At 60.1% G+C, this 14,599-nt stretch carries 11 protein-coding genes; 10 read left to right on the forward strand and 1 reads right to left on the reverse strand.

Features of this window, described 5'->3' with window-relative positions; all coding sequences use genetic code 11:
• Positions 1-257 precede the first annotated feature (257 nt).
• Positions 258-1,583, forward strand: coding sequence for a 30S ribosomal protein S12 methylthiotransferase RimO (gene rimO, locus DXB44_RS08230; RefSeq protein WP_055187124.1), 1,326 nt, complete (start codon positions 258-260; stop codon positions 1,581-1,583).
• Positions 1,584-1,603: 20 nt separating this feature from the next.
• On the forward strand, positions 1,604-2,203 hold the full coding sequence (gene pgsA / locus DXB44_RS08235) for a CDP-diacylglycerol--glycerol-3-phosphate 3-phosphatidyltransferase (RefSeq protein ID WP_118658381.1): 600 nt from the start codon (positions 1,604-1,606) through the stop codon (positions 2,201-2,203).
• Positions 2,204-2,968: 765 nt separating this feature from the next.
• Here pgsA and DXB44_RS08245 read toward each other — a convergent pair.
• Complete coding sequence (locus DXB44_RS08245; protein WP_243111090.1) at positions 2,969-4,132, reverse strand: trigger factor; 1,164 nt, start codon at positions 4,130-4,132, stop codon at positions 2,969-2,971.
• A gap of 263 nt (positions 4,133-4,395) precedes the next feature.
• Here DXB44_RS08245 and DXB44_RS08250 point away from each other — a divergent pair, with 263 nt between their 5' ends.
• From DXB44_RS08250 to DXB44_RS08285, 8 genes are all read left to right on the forward strand, one after another.
• Positions 4,396-5,568: a malic enzyme-like NAD(P)-binding protein gene (locus tag DXB44_RS08250; protein WP_118658382.1), complete on the forward strand. Its 1,173-nt coding sequence runs from the start codon at positions 4,396-4,398 to the stop codon at positions 5,566-5,568.
• 15 nt (positions 5,569-5,583) lie between these two features.
• Entirely contained in the window at positions 5,584-6,423 is an 840-nt protein-coding gene (locus tag DXB44_RS08255) for a fumarate hydratase (protein WP_118658383.1), read from the forward strand.
• Between the two features lie 13 nt (positions 6,424-6,436).
• Positions 6,437-6,991, forward strand: coding sequence for a Fe-S-containing hydro-lyase (locus tag DXB44_RS08260; protein WP_005921214.1), 555 nt, complete (start codon positions 6,437-6,439; stop codon positions 6,989-6,991).
• Positions 6,992-7,197: 206 nt separating this feature from the next.
• Positions 7,198-7,587, forward strand: a complete 390-nt coding sequence (locus DXB44_RS08265) for a metal-dependent transcriptional regulator (protein WP_015537258.1) — start codon at positions 7,198-7,200, stop codon at positions 7,585-7,587.
• A gap of 189 nt (positions 7,588-7,776) precedes the next feature.
• Positions 7,777-8,955 (forward strand): GGDEF domain-containing protein, encoded by a 1,179-nt coding sequence (locus DXB44_RS08270; protein ID WP_118658384.1) that lies wholly within the window; start codon positions 7,777-7,779, stop codon positions 8,953-8,955.
• Between the two features lie 279 nt (positions 8,956-9,234).
• Positions 9,235-12,531, forward strand: a complete 3,297-nt coding sequence (locus DXB44_RS08275) for a DEAD/DEAH box helicase (protein WP_118658385.1) — start codon at positions 9,235-9,237, stop codon at positions 12,529-12,531.
• A 15-nt stretch (positions 12,532-12,546) separates the two neighbouring features.
• Complete coding sequence (locus tag DXB44_RS08280) at positions 12,547-13,536, forward strand: dipeptidase (RefSeq protein ID WP_097779130.1); 990 nt, start codon at positions 12,547-12,549, stop codon at positions 13,534-13,536.
• 159 nt (positions 13,537-13,695) lie between these two features.
• Positions 13,696-14,469 carry a TSUP family transporter gene (locus DXB44_RS08285; protein ID WP_118658386.1) on the forward strand — a complete coding sequence of 258 codons (774 nt, stop codon included), beginning with the start codon at positions 13,696-13,698 and terminating at the stop codon, positions 14,467-14,469.
• Positions 14,470-14,599: the final 130 nt, after the last annotated feature.

A 14,599-nucleotide genomic window follows, 5' to 3' on the forward strand; every position in this document is an offset into this window, starting at 1 on the left:
ACAGCTCCCCCGAGGGGGAGCAAGCGCTCGCCCGCAGCGCCATGCTTTCACAGAAAGCGGCGCTGCAAATGCCGTTTTCCGTTACGACCCCATCCGTGAAAATGGGGTTCAGAAACGCCCGCAGGCGTTTCTGAACCCCAAAATTTAAAATAGTTCTTCCGCTGACTATGCGCAAAGCGAACGCGGAGCGCATTTTAAATCTTTAAATCGTCAAAATCAAAAGCATCCCTCAAAAGAGAAAGAGAGTATCATCCCTTATGAAAATTGCGTGTATTTCCCTTGGCTGCCCGAAGAATCAGGTGGATCTGGATGTGATGGTGCACATCCTGCTGTCTGCCGGGCACGAGACTGTGGCCGATCTGGCCGAAGCCGATGTCATTCTTGTGAACACCTGCGGCTTTATCGAGAGCGCCAAGACCGAAGCCATTGAAAACATTCTGGAAGCCTGCGCTTATAAGCAGCAGAACCCGAACCTGAAGGTCATCGTTACCGGCTGCCTTGCCGAGCGCTACCGCAGCCAGATCGAGGAAGAGATCCCCGAGGTGGACGCCGTTGTAGGCTGCGCCTCCAACAAGGCCATTGATACCATCGTGGAGCGGCTGTTCCATGGGGAGAACCATCTGGAAAGCTACGGTGCCAAAAAGGACTTCCCGCTGGGCGGCAAGCGCGTCATCGGCACGCCCGCCCACTATGCGTACTTAAAGATCGCCGAGGGCTGCAACAACCGCTGCCACTACTGCGCTATCCCGGGCATTCGTGGCCCGCTGCACAGCCGCGATATGGCCGACTGCGTTGCCGAAGCCCGCTGGCTGGCCGGTGAGGGCGTGAAGGAGCTTATTGTTGTGGCGCAGGACCCCACCGCCTACGGTGAGGACTGGGGCAAGCCCGGCAGCATCTGTGAGCTGCTGGATAAGCTGAACAAGGTGCCGGGACTGGAATGGATCCGCATCATGTACGCCTACCCGGAGCGCATCACCGATGAATTTATCGCCGCCATGAAGCGCAACGAGAAGGTTGTGCCCTACCTCGACCTGCCCATCCAGCACTGCAACGATACCATCCTCAAGAACATGAACCGCCGCTCCACCCGTGCGGAGCTGCTGGAGGTCATCGGCAAGCTGCGCCGCGAGATCCCCGGCATCACCCTGCGCACCACCCTGATCGCGGGCTTCCCCGGCGAGACCGAGGAGCAGTTCGAGGATCTGTGCAACTTCGTCAAGGAGGTGCAGTTCGACCGTCTGGGCTGCTTTGCCTACTCCGCCGAGGAGAACACTGTGGCAGCACGGATGGACGGCCAGATCGAGCAGGAGGTCAAGGATAAGCGCGCCGAGCTGGTAATGCAGATCCAGACCGGCATCATGGCGCAGAAGCAGGCCGAAAAGGTGGGCCAGACCGTGCACGTTCTGTGTGACGGCATCGACGAGGAAAACGGTCTGTACCTCTGCCGCACCACCGGCGATGCGCCGGAGGTGGATGGCTGCGTCTGCGTTTCCAGCGAGGAACCGCTGTACCCCGGCCAGTTCTATGATGTGCTGGTAGAGGACAGCGACCTTTACGATCTGTATGGTACAGTCGTAAAATAACGAATTGGAGGATAAAATCTATGAATCTGCCCAATAAACTTACCCTGACCCGCATTATTCTGGTGCCGGTGTTCATGATCTTTGTGTCTCTGACCGGTCTGGACGGCATCGTAGACGGCACTTTCAACCCCACCTTCTACCTGCTGGCCGGCATCGTGTTCGCTGCTGCCAGCTTTACCGACTATCTGGACGGCCATCTGGCACGCAAGTGGCACATGGTCACGGATTTCGGCAAGTTTGCCGACCCGCTGGCCGACAAGCTGCTGACCACCGTGGCCTTCATCTACATGCTGCGGGACGGCGTGTGCAGCCCCGTGGTGCTGTGCATCATTCTGGCCCGCGAGTTTGCGGTGTCCGGCCTGCGCATGGTGGCCGCCGGTGCCAAGGACGGCAAGGTCATCGCCGCCAACATGTGGGGCAAGGTAAAGACCGTCTTGCAGATGCTGAGCATCATCTTCTACTTCTTCGGCACTGCCCTGAGTTACCGCGGTACGGTGGACAGTGTCTCCATCGTGGTGGTGGTCTCTATCGCCCTGTGCTGGCTGGTGGCCGCTGTGACCGCCATTTCCGGCATCAAGTACCTGTGGGACAACCGCAGCTTTATCAACACCGCGAAGTAAAAATGTGGAAAACCAAAGGCCGCTGCACCTCACCGTGCAGCGGCCTTTTGACTGTGTGGGACGATTTTGAATGCGCTCCGCAGGGAAGGTTCTGCTTGCCGAGGGATGTTCTCTTTTGGTGGCAAAAGAGAACCAGAAAACCACCAGCGATTTCGACGCGCTGGAGCCACGAAAAAGGGGCTACTCGCCCCTTTTAACCCCAAAGAGGAGGGCTCCACCGGAAAAAACTGAAGATTCACGCCTGTTCGGCGTGAAGATCTTTTAACTGTTTTTTCCGGCTCCGCCGATTTGAAACCCTCTCAGGCGCTCCCGCGCCAGCTCTCCCGAAGGGAGAGCCAAGCCGTTACGTTCGTTGCTAAAGTGTTAGGAACAACGAGAAGGCTTCAGGGCGTGCCCGCTCCCCCAAGGGGGAGCTGTCGCGCAGCGACTGAGGGGCTATGGATGGAGAAGCGAAAAAAGCGTTAAAGCGATAGCGCCGACTGGCGCAGCGCTAGCTTTTTGTGCTTCGACTTCTTCTTTAGGTTTGTCAAGGGCGAGCAGCCCTTGGCCCGTTGCGGGGTGGGTGGAGTCCAGAGGTAGGGAGGGGGGAGTCGGAACACCCCTCCCTGCCTCTGGCCCAGCGGAGCGTCTTTGCACGCTGAAAGAAAGCAGAAAGATGCCATAGCGGCAACGCTACATCTGCTGCTTCCCTTCACGCCCCTCTCGTGAAAAAGAAAAACCCGGTGCATCCGCAGACGCTCCGGGTTTCTAAAATTATAGATGCTGTCAGGAAAGCACTGCGCTTTCCTCCACCTTGTCCAGCACTGCCAGCTGCAAAGCGTTCAGCATGCTGCGCTGTGCGCCGTAGGTGTCGGCGTAGGAGCTGTTGGCGCTGTCGATCTGCTCCTGTGTGGGGGTGATGTCCAGCTGCTCCGCAATGGCCTGAAAGACCAGATCCTGCTTGGCCAGATGCTCAAAGTAGGAATCGGAATCTGCCAGCATCGCGTCGGCATCGGCGTAGCCCTTGGCCTGTGCGTAGGCGTCCAGCTCCATGCCGTACTTGGTAGCCAGCTGAGAGTGGTAGTTCAGGAACATACGGATGTAGTAGTCCGTAATCTGGTTGGGGACTTCTTTAAAGGTGGAGTTCGTGAGCAGATAGTCCATCGCGGCGTTGTCCAGATTGTTGGCGTACAGGGCGCTGTCAAAGTACTGGCGCAGGGCGTCTGCGGTGTGCAGGTCGTCGCTGGCGGCAAAATTGGTCTCCACCCACTCGTCGGTCAGGGTGGGCACAACGCTCTGGGTGATGGCGTTCAGGGTCACGCTGAACACGGCCTCCTTGCCGCTGAGGGTGATGGTGTTGCCCTCAGCGTCGGTGGAGTCGCCGTAGCCCTCCGGGAAGGTAACGGTCACATCAAAGGTGTCGCCGATGTTGTGGCCGATGATCTGATCCTCAAAGCCGTCAATGAAGGTGTGGCTGCCCAGCGTCAGGTCATAGCCGGTGGCGGTGCCGCCGGTAAAGGCTACGCCATCCACCGCGCCGGAATAGTCGATGTTCACGGTGTCGCCGCTCTGGGCTGCCCGGTCGGTGATGGTCTGGGTGGTGGCGTACTGGTTCAGCAAGGTGTCGATCTGAGTCTGGATCTCTGTCTCGGTAGGCTCGATATCGGCTTTGGAGAGCGGCAGCGCGGATACATCCTCCGGCAGCGTCACATAGTCCAGTGCGCGGATGCCGGTCCAGTGGCCGTTATCGTCCAGCCCCTCAGAATAATCGAAGTTGGCGTAGTCGAAATCCGACACCTTGCCGTAGATGGACACGCTTGCGCCGGATGCGGCAGAGGATGCCGTGGTGCTGCCCTGCTTTTTGAGCAGCATAAAGCAGGCCGCAGCTACGCACAGCACAGCAGCCACCGCGCACAGCACACACAACAGGATCTTGGTAATGCGTTTCAAAAGAGATACCTCCTAAAAATAGCAGACCGTTTTCACGGAGAATGCAAATATTATACCATCCTATTATAACGGAAAAATGCGAAAAGAAAAGATTTTTGCGAAAATTCCACAAATGTCGCCCGGCACAGGTATCACTTTTGCCCGCTTTGAGGCGGGAAATGCCGCAAAACCGGTGGAAATACCCGGACGGTTCTGTTACAATAAAACTGTATGAGCCTTTCCCTGCGGGGGAAAGCCTTTTGCTGAAATTGGAGGATAAAACCATGGATTACAATAAAGCAGCTCTGGAAATGCACGAGACCCACAAGGGCAAGGTGGGCATCGTGAGCAAGGTGGAGGTCGCCACCCGTGACGACCTGTCCACCGCCTACACCCCCGGTGTGGCCGAGCCCTGCCGCAAGATCAAGGAAAACCCCGATGATGTATATAAGTACACCTTCAAGGGCAACATGGTGGCCGTTGTCTCCAACGGCACCGCCGTGCTGGGTCTGGGCGATATCGGCCCGGAGGCCGGTCTGCCGGTCATGGAGGGCAAGGCCGTGCTGTTCAAGGAGTTTGGCGGCGTGGATGCCTTCCCCATCTGCATCGACGCCCACGACGCTGCCAGCGTCATTGCTGCCTGCAAGGCTATTGCGCCCACCTTTGGCGGCATCAATCTGGAGGATATCAAGAGCCCCGAGTGCTTCGAGATCGAGGAGACTTTGGAGCGGGAGCTGGACATCCCCGTGTTCCACGATGACCAGCACGGCACCGCCATCGTGGTCACTGCTGCCCTCATCAACGCCCTGCGGGTGGTGAATAAGAAGATGGAGGACGTGCACATCGTCCTGAACGGCCCCGGCGCTGCCGGCACCGCCATCATCAAGATGCTCATGACCGCAGGCGCAAAGGACATTATTGCAGTGGATCAGTTCGGCACCCTGTACAAGGGCTGCAACAGCGCCGAGGCCCACAAGAACTGGCTGGGCGAGGTGACCAATCCCCGTCAGGTCAAGGGCGGCCTGAAGGAAGCACTGGAAGGCGCCGACGTGTTCATTGGCGTTTCCAAGCCCGGCATCCTGACCACTGAGCTGTGCAAGACCATGAACAAGGACGCCATCGTCTTTGCCATGGCAAACCCCACCCCGGAGATCATGCCGGATGAAGCCAAGGCGGGCGGCGTGCGCGTGATGGCTACCGGCCGCAGCGACTTCCCCAATCAGGTCAACAACGTGCTGTGCTTCCCCGGCCTGTTCAAGGGCGCGCTCAGCGTCCGCGCCCGGGATATCAATAATGAGATGAAGCTGGCCGCTGCCTACGCCATTGCAGACCTCATCACCGATGCCGACCGCAGCGAGGAGAACATTATCCCCGGCGCGTTCGACCCCCGTGTGGCCGAGGCTGTGGCAAATGCCGTGGCAAAGGCTGCCCGCGAGACCGGCGTTGCACGGCTGTAAGCGGAGGACACAGGCATGAGAACGATCTCCGCACAGAGCATTACGGATACGGTGGCGCAGCTCTGCATCAAGGCCAACACTCAGCTGCCGCAGGACGTGCAGGCAGCGCTGGAAAAGGCGCGGGAAGAAGAGCCGTGGCCGCTGGCAAAGAACACGTTAGACCTGCTGTGGTCGAACCTTGGCGCTGCAAAGGAGAAAGACCTGCCCATCTGTCAGGACACCGGCATGGCCTGTGTGTTCGTGGAGCTGGGCACCGATGTGCACATTGACGGCAGCTTTGAAGCCGCCATCCACGAGGGCGTGCGCCGGGGCTATACGGACGGCTACCTGCGCAAAAGCATCGTGGCCGACCCGCTGCGCCGGGGCAACACCGGCGATAACACCCCGGCGGCCATCACGGTGCATCTGGTGGACGGCGAGGGCTGCCGCATCACGGTGGCACCCAAGGGCTTTGGCAGCGAGAATATGAGCCGCATCCAGATGCTCAAGCCCGCCGACGGCGTGGAGGGCTTTAAAAAGTTCGTGGTGGATACCGTAAAGCTGGCTGGCTCCAACCCCTGCCCGCCCATCGTGCTGGGCATCGGTGTGGGCGGCAGCTTTGACAAGGTGGCGTATCTGGCCAAAAAGGCGCTGCTGCGTCCGCTGGATATCCCCAACCCCGACCCCTACTACGCCCAACTGGAGCAGGAGCTGCTTACCGCCATCAATGCACTGGGCATCGGCCCGCAGGGCTTTGGCGGCAAGACCACCTGTCTTGGCCTTGCCATTGAGCAGATGCCCACCCATGTGGCGGGTCTGCCGGTGGCTGTGAACGTTTCCTGTCATGTGACCCGCCGCGCCAGCGCGGAGCTGTAAGGAGGGGAGAAGAATGGAATACAGACTGACTACCCCCTGCACCGCGCAGGATCTTGCCCCGCTGAAAGCGGGGGATACCGTGCTGCTTTCCGGCGTGGTGTACACCGCCCGGGATCAGGCACACAAGCGGATGATGGAGGCACTGGACAAGGGCGAGACCCTGCCTTTTGATCTGGAAGGCAGCGCCATCTATTATGTAGGCCCCACCCCGGAGCGCCCGGGCGAGGTCATCGGCTCGGCAGGGCCTACCACCAGCGGGCGCATGGACGCCATGAGCCCCCGGCTGCTGGATCTTGGCAACAAGATCATGATCGGCAAGGGCAAGCGGGATGCCGCCGTCAAGGCAGCTGTGGTGCGCAACGGCGCGGTATATCTGGCTGCGCTGGGCGGCGCCGGTGCGCTGATGGCAAAAAGTGTGCAGACGCTGGAAGTGATCGCATGGCCGGACTTGGGCTGTGAGGCGGTGCGCCGCCTGACCGTGCAGGATATGCCCCTGACCGTTGTGCTGGACGCCCACGGCGGCGACCTGTACGAGGAAGGCCCTGCGGCCTATCTGGCTGCGCTGTAAATTGCACCCTTTGCACAAAACAGGGGCGGTGTAAAACCGGCAAAACAGCAGTTCTGTGCAGAAAAATATGGTTAGTTTAACAAAACTTGCTGCGAATTGCTTGCATCATCCGCAAAAGTGTGATATCCTTTAACATACGACAGAGGGTACACATCTCCTGTCGGAAAAATCCCCCAGAGGGAATAAGGCAGGAGGCCGGACAAACCATGCAGATCCACCAGTCCGCAGAAGATTATCTTGAAACGATCCTGATGCTGAGCCAGCGTATGGGCAAAGTGCGCTCCATTGACGTTGTCAATGAGCTGGGCTTTACCAAAGCCAGCGTGAGCATCGCCATGAAAAAGCTGCGGGAGAACGGCTATATCGCGGTGGACGGCGAAGGCAACCTGACCCTGCTGGAGCCCGGGCTGGAGATCGCTCAGCGCATTTACAGCCGCCACCAGCTGCTGACCCACTTCTTTGTGCAGCTGGGCGTGGACGAGCAGACCGCCGCCGAGGACGCCTGCAAGGCAGAGCATATCCTCAGCGAGCAGACGCTGGAAAAGATCCGCGAAAGCGCCCTGCGCAACGATGCCGCCCATCCGCAGGCAAAGTGATTTGAGTTCAAAAGACACCGGAACGCCGAAAGACGTTCCGGTGTCTTTTTTTGTATGAATTTTTCAGTTTTTGTTGCATATTTGTTATGGATTTGGTACAATGGGTTTGCGCGAAAAAGGAACGTTGGAAGAGCGGAAAAGGGTCGGGACGGCGCAAAGCCGCCCTAGGATAAAGGAGAGCGTTGCGGCATGGATGCGATTGCGCATACTCAGGTCAGTGGGTTCTGTCTGGTCACACTGGCGGTTTTGCTGCGGGCGCAGCAGAAAATGCGGGATAAAAGTCTGCCCGGGCGGCTGTTTACGGCGCTGCTGTGGTTTGCCGGGACGCTGACGATCGTAGATTATGGCAGTGCGCTGGCGCAGCTGGGCGCGTGGGAGGATCTGGGCATCCCCTTGACCTACCAGCTGAACGCCGGGGGCAGTATTTTGTTTTATCTGCTGGCGGCGTGTTGCTGCCAGCTGGTGTTTTTGTATGTGGAGGCAGAGCTGGGGCGTACATGGATGGAGGACGGCCGCAGGCTGGCACTCAGCGCCGCACCGGTGACACTGCTTTTGCTGGTGCTGCTGACAGCGCGGGACGAAAACGGCTTTTGCTATCTGGACGCAGAGGGGCTGCGGGGCAGCACCCTGTTCTGGGGGGCGAAGCTGGTGGGGCTTGCCTATCTGGCAGCAGCCTTTCTCCGCTGCAGCTGGACGCTGAGCCACTGGAAGCAGGAAACACCCAAGGAGGAACTGAAAACCCTGCTGCTGCTCGCGCTTGCGCCGGCGTCAGGCTTTTTGCTGCAAGGCTGGCTGCCCGGGCGCGGGCTGCTGTGCTGCGGCATTACGCTGGGGCTGGTGTGCGTGTATGTGCTGGTGCTGCAGACCAAGTTCACAGTGGACACCCTGACCGGCGTCAGCAACCGTATCGTGGCGCTGCGCTATCTGGAAAGCGAGCTGCCCTATTACCGCCGCCACCCCAACCGCTCGCTGCATTTCCTCATGATGGACATGGATCACTTCAAGCACATCAACGATGAATACGGCCACTTGGAGGGCGATGCCGCACTGGTGCTGCTGGCGGGCATCCTGAAAAAGGTGTGCGCCAACTATAACGGCGTGCTGGCGCGCTACGGCGGCGATGAATTCTGCATCGCCTGCGGCTGCAACAGCGTGGAGGTGCGCACCCTGATCGCCTCCATCCAGCGAGAGCTGGATGCCGCCAACGCCGCCTCCGGCAAGCCCTATCAGATCGAGATCAGCATCGGCTGCGCCCGCCTTGAGCCGGACATCGCCACCGTGCACGACCTGATCGATAAAGCCGATCAGGAAATGTACCACCTCAAGACCCGCAAGCACGGCACAGCCCCCGCAGAAAAACAGGGCTGAGCGGTTGTGAACTTACTATAACACGATAAATGCCGTTTGCCTTTACGGCCTTTCCCGTGAAAAATGCAATACCGGAGCGTCCGCAGACGCTCCGGTATTGCTCTATATAAAAATAATTTTTCCGCTGAAGATGGCCAAAGCAAAGCGGAGGCCATTCAAAATCGTCCCGCCCCGCGCTTTCTAAACGTTTTTTACCCTTCTGCCCTTGCATCCCGGGGTGGAACGCGGTATTCTTATAGAATAGACCGGAGCCGCGACAGCACAGGGGAGGGAGACCACATGGACACACAGGAAATCCGCGCATTGCTGGGCAAAAGCATTTTTGAGCGGGCACAGAAGTACCGCAAGCGCATCCTGCAAAGCAGCTGCACCACCAATGAGGACGGGGTGCGGCACCTGACAGCACTGGTGCAGGGCAGCGGGCCGGACTGCTATTATACACAGGTCTGGCTGCGGGAAAACGGCAGCTTTGTCAGCGCCTCCTGCGACTGCCCCTATAATCAAAACGGCGACGGCACCTACTGCAAGCATATCGGTGCGCTGCTATTACAGGACGCGGAAAAGAACCCGCCTGCCCCGGAAAAAAAGCCGGAGAGCATCCCCGGGGTGCAGCGGGGCGTGGCAGGCTTGAGCACCGAACCCCGCAAGGACAGTTACAGCGCCGGGCTGGATATGCTGTTCGGCCGCAAGTGGCGGGGCGAGGAGCCGGAGACCGACTATGAGGCCCAGCTGCTGCTGAAGCGCTACCAGCGGGAGGACGCGCAGCCCCTGCCCCCGCCCGCTGCCCAGCGCACCGGCTTTGCTCTGCTGGAACCGGAACTTACGGTGCACAATGGCCGTGTCTGGCTGCGGCTGCGGGTCTCGGACGGCATCGGCGGGCGGCAGTATCTGGTAAAAAGCATCCCGCAGTTTCTGGATGCGATCGAGCAGGGCGAAAGCGTCAGCTACGGCAAATCGCTGGCCTTTGTGCACCGGTGGGACGCTTTTGCCCCGGATGCGCAGCAATTGCTGCGGCTGCTGCGCAGTCAGGTGAGCGCCCGGCAGGCGTTTGAAGCCGAGGGCACGGTGCGCTCCGCTTGGGATAAAGGCCCGGCGGGCGGTCTGCCGCTGACCGGCGAGGGGCTGGATGCCCTTGTGGAGCTTTACGCCGCCGAGGGCGTCGTGGGCGGCTATACCCTTAAAGAGGGTCTGCCGGTCATCAGCTTAAAGGTGGAGCGCCGCAAGGGCGGCGTGCAGCTAAGCTGTACCCCGGTGCTCAGCGGGGTGCAGGGACTGGACTATGCCTATCTGCTGGGCGAAACCACCCTCTGGCGGATGCAGCGGGAGGAATGCCGCCGGGTGCTGCCGGTACTGGATACCTTTGGCGGGCGCAGTTTGTTCTTTACCAGCGCGGACGCCGCCGCTTTTTGCAGCTATGTGTTGCCGGAACTGGGCAACCGGGTCAACATCGTGGACCCCGACCGGCTGCTGCTGAACCAGATCCCGCTGGAACCGGTGGTGCAGTTTTATCTGGATGCCGACCGAGGGCTTACCGTCACGGCTTACCCGGTCTTTCTGTACGGCGAGGACAGGGTAGCCCCCGGCGAGCCGGTGCCGCCCGACCTTTTGCGGGATGCCCGCACCGAGAACCGGGCAAAGCGGCTGCTGGAAACCTATCTGGAACCCGAGACCGGCAAGCCGGGGCATTACAGCATTTCCGGGGAGGAGGCGCTTTTCCAACTGCTGGAAGAGGGCATTCCCGCCCTGCTGGCCATGGGCGAGGTGTACCAGACCGATGCCTTCCGCAATTTGCAGGCTGCCCCGCCTAAAATTTCGGTAGGGGTGTCGGTGCACGGCAGCGTGCTGGACTTGGAAGTAGACACCGGTGCCTTCCCGGTGGAGGAGCTGCGGGAGCTTTTGCAGTCCCTGCATCAGAAAAAACGCTACCACCGTCTGCGGGACGGCAGTCTGCTGCGGCTGGACGACAGTCTGGAAGGACTGGACGAGCTGAACGACACGCTGGAGCTTTCCGGCGCAAAGCTGAAGGACGGCCACGCCGTCCTGCCGCTCTACCGCGCCCCCACGCTGGACTGGGCGCTTTCGGGGCAGAACGGTCTGCGGTTCGACCGGGACGATGCTTTCCGGCGCATCAGCCGCAGCTTCCACGCCGTGCGGGACAGCGAGTATACCCCGCCGCTCTCCCTGCAAAAGACCCTGCGCAAATACCAGCGGGACGGCTACCGCTGGCTGCGCACACTGGATGGCTACGGCATGGGCGGCATTCTGGCCGACGATATGGGTCTGGGCAAGACCGTGCAGGTGCTCAGCTACCTGCTGGCCATGAAGGAGGGCGGGCAGCAGCTGCCCAGCCTTATCGTCTGCCCGGCGTCGCTGGTGCTGAACTGGCAGGAAGAATGCCAGAAGTTCACCCCGCAGCTGCAAAGCGTTGCCATGGACGGCGATGCCGCCCATCGCGCCACGCTGGTCGATGGGTGGGCGCAGGCGGATCTCGTCATTACCAGCTACGACCTGCTGCGCCGGGACGAAAAACTGTATGCCGGGCAAAGCTTTTACGCCTGCATTCTGGACGAAGCGCAGGCCATCAAAAACCACACCACCCAGAAATACAAGGCGGTGTGCCGGGTGAACAGCCGGGTGCGTTTTGCCCTGACCGGCACCCCGGTGGAGAATCGCTTGGGCGAATTGTGGAGCATCTTCTCCTTTTTGATGCCGGGGTATCTGCCTCCCTACAAGACCTTCTGCGCCCGGTTTGAAAAGCCCATCGTGCAGGACGAGGATGCCAACGCCGTGCGGCGGCTGAACCAGTTCACCGGCCCCTTCATCCTGCGGCGCATGAAGTCGGAGGTGCTGCGGGAGCTGCCGCCCAAAACCGAGAATGTGCGCCGCGTTGAGCTGGAGACCGAGCAGCGCAAGCTGTATCTGGCAGCGGTGGTGGACGCCCGCGAAAAGCTGCGGGCGGCAAAGCCGGAGGACAAGATGACCGTGTTTGCCGTGCTGATGCGGCTGCGGGAGATCTGCTGCGACCCGCGCCTTGTGGCGGACAACTGGACCGGCAGCAGCGCCAAGCTGGAAGCCTGTCTGGAGCTTGTCACCGAGGCAGTGGCGGGCGGGCACCGCATTCTGCTGTTCAGCCAGTTCACCTCCATGCTGGAGCTGCTGGCAAAGCGGCTGGACGAAGCCGGGGTGAGCCACTTCACCCTGCAAGGCTCTACCCCGAAGCCGGTGCGTGCCGAGCAGGTGCGCCGGTTCAATCAGGGCGAGGCGGACGTCTTTCTGATCTCGCTGCGGGCGGGCGGCACAGGTCTCAACCTGACCGCCGCTGATATCGTCATCCACTACGACCCGTGGTGGAACCTTGCCGCGCAGAATCAGGCCACCGACCGCGCCTACCGCATCGGTCAGCGCAACCCGGTGCAGGTGTACCGGCTGATCGCGCAGGACACCATTGAGGAAAAGATCGTGGAGCTGCAACAGGCCAAGCAGTCGCTGGCCGACACCGTTACCGGTGGGGCAGACGGCGCGATTTTGTCCATGAACCCCGAACAGCTGCTGCAGCTGCTGGGAGAAGAAGCATAAAGGAGTGGATCCATCATGAAGGTTTGGGATCTGCATTGCGATACCCTGTCCGAGCTGCGCCGCGCCGAAAAGGCGGGCGCACCAAAAAGCTTTTTGCACAACGATCTGCATATCGACCTTGAAAAATTGCAGCAGGGGGATTATCTGCTGCAATGCTTTGCGGCCTATGTGAATCTGGCCGACCCCGCCCCCGGAGCCGACCCGCTGGTAAGCGTGCTGGAGGAGATCGACATCTTCAAGCGGCTCATGGCGGCTTACCCGGAAAAGATCGCTCCGGTGTACACCGCCGCCGACCTTGAGCGCAACCGCGCCGAGGGCAAGTTCAGCGCCATGCTGACGGTGGAAGAGGGCGGCTGCTGCAAGGGCAGTCTGGGCGTGCTGCGGCGGCTGCAGGAACTGGGCGTGCGCATGATGACCCTGACTTGGAACTACCCCAACGAGCTGGCAGCCCCCAACGCAAACCCCGGCGGGCCGCTGGTGGCCAATACCGAGACCGGCCTGACCGAGCGGGGCTTTGCCTTTTTGGAAGAGATGGAAAAGCTGCACATCACCGCAGACGTGAGCCACCTTTCCGATAAGGGCTTCTGGGATATCGTAAACCACAGCACCCGCCCCTTTGCGGCAAGCCATTCCAACTGCCGTGCCCTGTCGCCCCACAACCGCAACCTGACCGATGAGATGATCCGCGCACTGGCAGAAAAAGGCGGCATTGCAGGGCTGAACTACTGCGCTTCCTTTGTGGACGCAGACTCGGCACACCCCAAGCTCTGCCGCAGCACGGTGGAGCGGCTGGCAAAGCACGCGGCACACTTCAAGCAGGTGGGCGGCATTGAGGTCATCAGCCTTGGCAGCGATTTTGACGGCATTGGCGGTCAGCGCGAGCTGGAAACGGCGGCAGATATGCCGCTGCTGGCCGAGGCGCTGCGCCGCGAGGGCTTTACCGAGGACGAGGTGGAGGCCATCTACTGGCGCAACGCATACCGCTTCTTTAAAAACAATCTGTAATATCAAGTCGAAAAATTGCAAAAAGTGCCCGGAGATGCCCTGCTGTGCGCGGGTATCCCGGGCTGTGTATTGCCCTGCGAGGGGAGGTTTTATATGGTCTGAGGCGCGCGTCCCCTGAAAAAGAACAAACGACTTGGAAAGATAAGAGGAATTATAACAATGGGTATCACGATCTCGCCGTGGATGATGGCGTTCCTCATGCTGATGACCGGCTTTGCAGGCTTTGTGGATTCGGCAGCCGGCGGCGGTGGGCTGATCAGTCTGCCGGCCTATCTGTTTGCCGGGCTGCCGCCCCACTACACCTATGCCACCAACAAGTTCAGCGCCGCCTGCGGCACGACCTTTGCCACGGCAAGCTTTTTCAAAAGCGGTGCCATGAACGTGAAGGTGGGCGTTCTTGCAGCCATCGGCAGCTTTGCGGGCAGTGCGCTGGGCGCGCACATCGTGCTGCTGCTCAGCGATGAGATGCTGCGCACCATGATGTTCATCATCCTGCCGGTGGCGGCGGTCATCATTCTGTGGCAGCGCAACCTGCCGGATGAGAACCGGGACGACGGCACGCTGGACCTGAAAAAGATTTTACTGGCGCTGGCCATCGGTTTGGGCATCGGCCTGTACGACGGCATTATGGGTCCGGGCACCGGCACCTTTGCCATCATTGCCTTTACCACCCTGATGGGCTTTGATCTGCGCACCGCCAACGGCAACGGCAAGGTGCTCAATCTGGCCAGCAACTATGCCAGTCTGTTCACCTACCTGATGAACGGTCTGGTGGTGTTCCACATCGGCATCCCCTGCGCCGTCAGCAACATTCTGGGCAACCTGCTGGGCTCCCATTTTGCCCTGAAAAAGGGTGCCCGCTTTATTCGCCCCATGATGCTGGTGGTGCTGGTTCTGCTGCTGGGCAAGCTCATTTCGGACGCGGTGCTGTAAGGGCAAGGCGGGACGATTTGGAATGGCCTCCGCTTTGCTCTGGCCATAATCAGCGGAAAGAATATTTTATTTGTAGTTCCGAAACGCCTGCGGGCGTTTCGGAACTACTTTTTCACAGGTAAAAACAAAG

Source organism: Faecalibacterium sp. OM04-11BH, from assembly GCF_003482185.1.
Classification (GTDB): domain Bacteria; phylum Bacillota; class Clostridia; order Oscillospirales; family Ruminococcaceae; genus Faecalibacterium; species Faecalibacterium tardum.